Here is an 8,311-nt window from a genome sequence, read left to right as displayed (position 1 = left end):
ATACTCATACCTGATATGACCACTGGTGGCTAGTATATACTGTGCATTCAGATTGAGAAAACCACCATGGTTTGGTTAATCTGGCAGGTAGGTCTAACTGATTTTATCATTCCCAGAACGGTGCGGAACTACCAGACTGATTATGATGATTACCAGAAACAACCTGACAAAAACCGCTCAGATTGACTCTCATCGCCGTGGAAATTCGGACGAATACTGGGCAGCTAGTTTCGTCTTAAACCCCCGCAGATAGTGAAGGCAGTATGAACAGGAACTCATCTACTATCGGTGACCAAAAAGAGTCCAACCTACCGCTACCGAAGGTTGAAGTCTTGAACTATCGTGAGGAAGAATCATGAGCGATCATTCGGGGATGATGCATTTTGAGTCTGCAGTAGCAGTTCAGGAATTCGTGAATGAGCACCTAGCTGACTATCGTGTTGTCGCTGAAAAGTACGACACCTATGAAGCCGCGACTGCCCTCCAGAGTGACTTCAATCTGTGTCCATGGAGTATCGCTAATCAGTTCGAATCGCCTGTTCCATTTGACGAATTGGCTGGCCCCGATCCAGTTGATATGGTCAATCATCTGTCCGTTCTGTGTCTTGAAGAGATCATTGATGAATTATTGGCTCAAGATGGTTGATTGTCCAAGGTTGAACTAGTTTGGCTCACTTCGCGTAGACATTTTTTCTCGCCTCCAAGGGTGGAGGCGCACTAGTGATCAACCAGAAGACGATACGTTGCAGTAAGCGAACAGCACTACCTGAACAACCAGACTCACGTACGAGGGCGGTGAAATGACTCCTTCAAGCGGTACTCTGGATGCCGTTTCTGTGTTTTCCCTTCTCGGGAATCAACGACGTCTACTCGTTATCCGCTATCTATCATTGTTCGATTGTGAAACGACAGTTACTGTTCGGCATGTTGCACGAGTTGTCCGTGGTGTTGAAATTGGTACACCACCTAATCATGTAACGACTAGTGAGTACGAATCGGCATACAATAGCTTGATTCAGAACCATCTTCCAAAGATGGACGAGTACGGACTGATCAACTATAACGAGCAGAGAAAGTCGATTGTGGTATCTCCAGTACTCAGCCAATACGCGTGTCTTGCGTCTGCGACCGAAGTCATCACCTGGTACACTCAGTAGCTTTGCTCATCGGTATTTTCGTGAGATAGGCCGTTCTATCCCTTAATGGGATTCGTTCCATCTCAAATGGGCTTATTCATATCGTTTGACAAGCAGGAGAAAGGAAAGAGACATACTAAGATGAGATGGATGTATAGGTAACAAGGTGATTTGATCTGTGCGATTCTACGTTCCAGAATGGGACGATGCCGTCGATGCTCATTATGATTTCGAGCACGACGAACTCTCTTCAGTTAACCGCTCTGAGCGTGAGCTAAGCTATATTTGGGATATCTTTGAGTACGACACGACACCTATTGACGGCGTTCTAATCTCGCGCGAACAGGTTGAGACAACGACCCGAAAATCTGACCGGTTGCGCCGGCACGGAGTCTACGATGACCCTATCCTCGCAATCCCTGATTGGCTCCCGACGATCAGCGACTGTGGTGCGTGGGGCTACAAATCGCTCCCGTTTCCTCCCTACGATAACACGGAGATGTTGGATTTCTATGAAACCCTTGACGTCTCTGTTGGTGTCACGATTGACCATCTCGTGTTAGGTTCTGGGAAGGATAAAGGCCGCCTCTATCTCGACGAGCGTGCGTTCACCGATGGGTTCTCGAAGTCTGATATCCCGGACTGGATAACTGATGTTGTCGATTTGATGGTTGATGAATGGCCAACCGAATGGCCAAGTTATGTCGATGAGTACGAACCGAGTATTCGGACACGTGAATCTATCAGTCCCTTCACCCGAGCTGACTTCGAAGGCGAGGTTGATACTGTGCTCTCTACATTAGCTTCGGACTCGCGTGCGGTATACCGGAGTGACGATGCCTCATTCCGATACGATTTGACTCTTGATAACGCCGAAGAGATGTATGAGCAGTACCAAGCTGGCGACTATTCGTTCCGACTGATGGTTGCCATCCAGGGGTGGGACCCCTCTTCGTATGTTGAGGCGCTCGAATCTGTCCTTTCGATTGGATACGACTACGTCGGCATCGGTGGTGTTGCTGGGAGTCCGATCCACGACGTCAGAAAAATTGTGAAGAGCGTCGGAAAGTCGGTCAAAGACTTCGAGCGCGAACACACCTGTCGGATCGATACTCACGTGTTCGGGTTTGCGAAGACCGAAGGGTTCGATGCAGTTGGGCGTTCAGGAATGACGAGTTTCGACAGCGCCAGCATGCTTCGTTCGGCATGGACTGGTGGCGACAACTATCGACTAACCAACGACGAACGGTATGACGCGATTCGTGTCCGGTATCCATCGAGCCGAGATTCACTACACGAGTCAGTCGAAAAGTCACTCCGTGGACGAGAACTGTTAGTTGCGCTGCGAGCGTACGACGCCAGGAGATCGATCTCTGCTGCCGTTGACACGTGGTGCGAAACGGCAGCGACGATTATCCCCGAGACGCGGGAGTACCTTCGAGAACACCGCCATGAAGACCAGTATGACCAGTCGCTGCTGCAAGATATCGAAGAGGCGTTCCGTGACGACTTCGAGTACGCCCGCGAGTTGCAGGCGAGTTTCAGCGACGCTCTCCGTGGAAAGCTTGTGAAACTGCTGCGCAAAGACAGCCCAGAAGACCCAGTTCCCTTCGCTGAGTATGACGAGCTATTAAATACTGCAGCGACTGCATTCTCAGACTTCCCGCGAATACCTGCGCTGATCGAGGATACCGAGCCGACACCGCTCGAGAGAATCTGGACTGCAGTTGAGGACTACGCTACGTGGATCGGTGATGATGACCTCCTCGAAGACTACCGTCGCACGCTTACGAACCGACCATGGGAGTCTTGTGAGTGCCCAATCTGTAGCGAACACGGTATTGAAGTCTGTATCTTCCGCGGGAACGACCGGAACCGACGGCGTGGATTCCACAACACACGCCGGTTCTACGACGAGTTTACTGACGCAATCCCGAAGATTCTCGTAGCAGTTCAAGGATCTGCAGGACTCAGTCGGTATGATACTATTGAAGACTATCTCCGAAATGAAGAGCCAGAGTTCTGGGAGGCGGTCCATGATCTGCCGGTCGCTGAGATCGGTGTGTTCGATGCAGCAGGTGTCCGCGAGTGGTGGACCGAAACGGGTCAAACCGTTTCCTTTGCACCAACACGGATGCGAGAGAACCTTCAAAAGCAGGCGAACCGCTATCAACATCTGTTCCTTGTTACACCAGACGGTGACGTCGATGATGAGATCGGTCAAGCAGTTGCAGCGAGTAATTGCGAGCTACAAACATTCTCCAACTCAACGGACCTCAGACGCGAGGTTCTGGAGGCGTGTGGTGAAGATTACGTTGTTGGTGATGATTTCGTCCCGCACGTTCCCCAAGTGGACCCTACTGATGGCCTGAACATTCTCGTCGTCGACCAATGCTCTGGGAGCAAGGAGTTCCCGGACGGTGCACCGGTATTCGATGCGGAGGAGACGCTTGAATATTCACGGGAGGAACTCCTTGAAAGAGATAACGTTCCCGAGATTGCCGCACGCGACCTGTATACCGGACGTCAACAAAAGTACGTTCGAGAGGCTGTTCGGACACTTCGCGATGACGGGCACGACGTTAGTCGGTATTTCATTAGTGCTGGCTTTGGACTCGTCTCGGAAACTGAATTGCTCCCACCATACGAAGTCACGTTCAGTTCGATGAACGTCGGCGAGATTCGTCATCGCTCGTCCGAGTTGAATATTCGCCCTGACTTGGAGGCCGTCCTCAAGCAGGGTGATTACGATGTAGTCTTCTTCACACTCGGAAGTGACTACTACACGAGCATTGATATTGACTCGCTCGTTCGCGATGTTCCTGCGGATCAGATCGGTGTTGTGTTTAATCGCGATCTAGTCAACGATCAATATGACAACATTGTGTCGGTTGGTGCGCGGACCGAAGACGCGAAAAATCACGGCACAATCGTTGTTGGTCTGAAGGGAGTATACCTCAAAAACTTCGCCCGCCGCGTTGGGACTGTTGACTCACTTGATCCAGATCTCGTTGAAACACTTTGCCGCGAAGTCGTAGACGGGCCAACACAAGCGGCACTTGAGCAGTATTAAATAGAATCTCGATCTTACCTTCCAACCTTCTGTCTATTAGACTATTATCTAAGTAGACTAACAGCCTATCCGAGCGGGAGGCATGTTATACAGACGACGAACACTCAGACTCTCACACGGAGAACTAGAGACTCCAGTTCTCTTTCCCGTTCGCAATGTTGGGAAGCGGTCAAGTGATAACACTCCACCGTATGTCGGGTCAATTCCGGACTTACCAGTGGCAATGATCAATACACGAGCGATCCGGAACCGGGAACCGATGTGGAAGCGGTTAACAAATGGAGTTTCACTTCGGGAAGAGATGGGTGTTCCGGACGAGACAATTGTATTTGCAGACAGTGGTGGTTTCGATTTTAGTTCAGAAGAAGTCGACACTACCCCAGCAAAAACCCTTGAAGCACAGCAACAATTGGGTGCAGATATTTACGGAACTGTCGATATTCCACTCTCCCGTGAGAATCGAGCAGCAGAGAACCAGCGCCGAGTGAACCAGAGTGTCGAATATGCACTAGAGGCGAGTGACGAACATTCTGGAGACGCAGTACTTCTCGCAAGTGTACATGGATATGACCCCGAGACTGTTCGGAACTCCATCGCACACCTCGAAAAATACGGTAACTTTGATGGCTACGCTCTCGGGAGTATGGTTCCAATCCGAACAGATTACAAAAAAGTAACTAAATTGATATTAGCAGCGCGAACTGCGACAAATAAACATCTCCACGTCTACGGGCTTGGCGGGCTTGTATACCAACCACTACTATTGTATCTGGGTGTTGATAGCTTTGATTCGTCAGCGTTCATTCGAAGTGCCGGGAATCGGAACTATCTGATCCCCGGGTTTGGTGGCGAAGAATTGCGGAACATCGAAGCGTTAGAGCGGTTGCCGTGTCCGTGTCCAGTCTGTGGTCCACGGACACTCGCGGAGATCCGTGAGGACCGGTCTGCGCTCGTGCAACACAATCTGTGGGCGTTAGCGACCGAGTTGCGTCGGTTCCAGTACGTTGCTGAATCTGGACGAGACATCGAAGAGTATCTCGATCTCAGATTCAACGGAAACGAGGTCACAAAGCGTGCATATGAGACTGCAAAGCAACAAGTCCGGAGGCTCACATGAGCGACGAACGGGCGACGATACGTCCGGTCACGTTGAGTCGTCTTGTAGAACTCACCGATAGTTGCGAAGATGGCTACAAGTCGACGGACGAACTTGCAGCAATCCTCGATGTGACCCGTCGCCGAGCCCGCGAAACGATTCTCGAAGCGATGCGGATCTCACTATTATCTGGAGAGGAAGATATTGATGGCACGATTTATACGACAACGAGTGTTGGTGAATCGTTCTTAACTGCAATTAAAGCTGAAGATTGGGAAAAGGTGAGCTCAATCCTTGCCGTCCGAAGTCCTCATTACGGTGCATTTCTCGAAGCACTCGCCACAGTTGAGAACGTTGGTCTCGATGGCCTCTTAGAGTTCCTTGAAGAGACTCATGAATACTCACCATACTCGTTCAATCAAACTGGAATAGAAATTGTCGGGGATTGGGCTGAACGCCTCGGAAGCGTACAGAGAAATGCGTTTACTGGGAACTACTACCTCTCGAATAACCCTAGAGTCCCGGACAACTTCCATTTTATTTTGCTAGATGTGTATGACGAGCTTGAACAGACTACTGGGATCAATCTACGACAGCGGTACCTGTCAATTCCACGTCTCAGAGAGGAAACCTGTGAGCGGATTGGTTGTCGGCGGCACGATTTCGACGACGCAGTCCTTGCGCTATGTCAGCAGAACGTCGGACTACTCGAACTTTCTGGAGCACCGATGGATACTGCCGCCAAAGATGCAGCACTTGGCATCAAACAGCTTGAACTCGCAGATGAGGGGTCACTAATTACTACATCACAATCAACGCAGCAGGTTATGTCGGGCCTCGAATTGCACGGAAAGAAATACTACTACTTTGCGGTTCATAACCGCAACATCACGTTTGAGCAGGAGACACACTAATGTCCAACAACTTCACCATCACCGATCAACAGCGAGACTACTCACAGTACGACCTTCGGGGAAACCCGTTCCCCTACAGTCCAGTTCCCGCTGAGAATCCCGAGATATTTTGTGGCCAAGACCACGTCTCAGAGAAAATCAGTTCGACTGTGTCTTCGGTCCTGTCGACTGGCAAGTCGAAGCATCTCGTCGTAACTGGAAAATACGGAAACGGAAAATCGCACACCCTAAAGTATACACGCTCACTTCTTCGTGACCGCGACGACGTCGTTGTCGGTTACGTTGCACAACCAGGTGAAGGATTCCTCGACATCTACCACGAGTTTGTCTATGATCTCGGGTTTACTCATCTCCAGAACTTGGCCTACGAATATCTCGCGTCAATCACTCGGCGTTGTTCAGAACTGTCTCCCAGTGGTGCAGCAGAGATGAAGTCGCTGATTGACGAGGGTGATGTCTTGCTTTCCGAGATTGTTCCTGAAGCAATCAAACAATTGAGTGACACAACGAAATTTGCTGACTTCGCTCGTGCGATCGTCCATATGATCTATGAAGATACCAATCTCTACGCTTGGCAATGGTTGACTGCTGAAGGGATTCGGTACGAACAGCGCAAAGAGATGGAGATTCACAGCGCGCTTGACGATGATACGATGGGCGTTCGAGCGTTTACAGCACTCAAGAATATGCTACTGGACCTCGGGTATACCGCTGTTTTCGTCTTTGTGGACGAGTTCGAAAGTATTGCTCGACTATCGCCAAAGAACGAACAAGCGACACTCAATAGCGTTCGTCATCTCATGGATCAGAACAGTTCTGGGCTGTGTTTGCTTTTTGGTTGTGCACCTGAGGTTTGGCAAGACGTTATGAGTGAATACCATGCGTTTAGTGAGCGTATCGGCCAAGAAGTGACTCTCAAACCACTAACTAGAGAGCATCTATATGATCTCATTGAAGACTACCTTTCTCTCGAACGTACGACAGAGCATGGGTACGTTGGGTTACAACCGTTCACCAAAGACAGTCTAAATCATATTCTTCAGCGGTCGCAGGGGAACGTCCGGCAAATCCTCGCGTTGTGTAGCCAACTTCTCGACGATGCTGTGGATGCTAACTATGACGCTATTTCTGCGGATGTACTGAGGAGGCCTTCCGACAGTAAATCGATGAAGAAATAGAATCTAGCTGTCAATAATCGACAAATCTCTTTCTATCTACTACCTATAGTCAGACAATGTTGGCCCTGAATACGGTTGGATAGTATTCCATTCATCAAGACAATCTGATTTAATCTGCTCAAATACACCCCTCCCAGCGACAGTCAACAGATATCGGTTTGATCGAATTTTCGCGAGACGAAGATGTGTCAGCCACTTATAATGAACTTTAGCACGTGGTATCCACGAGCTGTCGCTCTCAACGCTAGGATACAGATGACCAACTCGCTCAGCAAAGCTCTGTACTGCAGGCGAGTTCTGTGTTACTGGTACATACTCCGTTGACAGTTGTTGCAGTACCGCTGTCATTGGTAACTGGTGATTGTGGTAAATAACTAGCCAAAAGAGCAACCGTTCAGTACCTGATAGAGACGATTTCACGCCAATTCCTAATTGTGAGTTAACATGGCTTTGCTGAGCAGGTGATTGGTAAGATTTTGCGAGCCATCGTCCACCATCAGTTACCCCATCCTCATCCAGGAGTTCAAGCAGTTTCAACAGACGGATTGTGTGTTGAACTTTTCTCGACCCGACATCTCCCCTACGCAGAGCCAATGTCTGCAAATCACTATTTGGCTCACGATACTGTAGTGTGAGTAGCTCACATGCTAATGGCAAGTCATCCCAATCAGGTTGGATTGTGGTCAAATGCTTGGTTGACGACGTTGCCATTGTTCTCACATTCACTTAGGAACTGACAGATATGTATACTTCATTATTAATACAAATTTTTTCAATTCGGAATGAATTGGAGTAGTACTTAGTCGATTGAAATACGATAGATTTCGGCTGATTCGACAGGTAGCTCATCGCTGTTACTGCAGTCATTTTGTCTGCCCCCTTCGGGTGCGGGGCGACAACTCGCCCTACTGATT

General features: G+C 49.4%; 5 protein-coding genes. All 5 read left to right on the top strand.

All coding sequences use genetic code 11. The features are described 5' to 3' along the window. Positions 1–355: 355 nt before the first annotated feature. Positions 356–646, top strand: coding sequence for a hypothetical protein (locus NKF06_RS06790; protein WP_253244919.1), 291 nt, complete (start codon positions 356–358; stop codon positions 644–646). A gap of 668 nt (positions 647–1,314) precedes the next feature. After that, the gene (locus NKF06_RS06785; protein WP_253244918.1) at positions 1,315–4,209 is read left to right on the top strand and encodes a queuine tRNA-ribosyltransferase tRNA-guanine transglycosylase; all 2,895 of its coding nucleotides are present in this window, start codon (positions 1,315–1,317) and stop codon (positions 4,207–4,209) included. 82 nt (positions 4,210–4,291) lie between these two features. Next, on the top strand, positions 4,292–5,326 hold the full coding sequence (locus NKF06_RS06780) for a tRNA-guanine transglycosylase (RefSeq protein ID WP_253244917.1): 1,035 nt from the start codon (positions 4,292–4,294) through the stop codon (positions 5,324–5,326). After that, entirely contained in the window at positions 5,323–6,219 is an 897-nt protein-coding gene (locus NKF06_RS06775; RefSeq protein WP_253244916.1) for a hypothetical protein, read from the top strand. The genes NKF06_RS06780 and NKF06_RS06775 overlap by 4 nt, the downstream gene beginning before the upstream one ends. Next, positions 6,219–7,397: a BREX system ATP-binding domain-containing protein gene (locus NKF06_RS06770; RefSeq protein WP_253244915.1), complete on the top strand. Its 1,179-nt coding sequence runs from the start codon at positions 6,219–6,221 to the stop codon at positions 7,395–7,397. Before NKF06_RS06775 ends, NKF06_RS06770 begins: the two co-directional genes overlap by 1 nt. Positions 7,398–8,311 lie beyond the last annotated feature (914 nt).

The sequence above is a fragment of the Haloferax sp. AB510 genome, from assembly GCF_024136985.1.
Taxonomy (GTDB): domain Archaea; phylum Halobacteriota; class Halobacteria; order Halobacteriales; family Haloferacaceae; genus Haloferax.
Note: the sequence above shows the minus strand (reverse complement) of the source record. Positions and strands in the feature narration are given on the sequence as shown.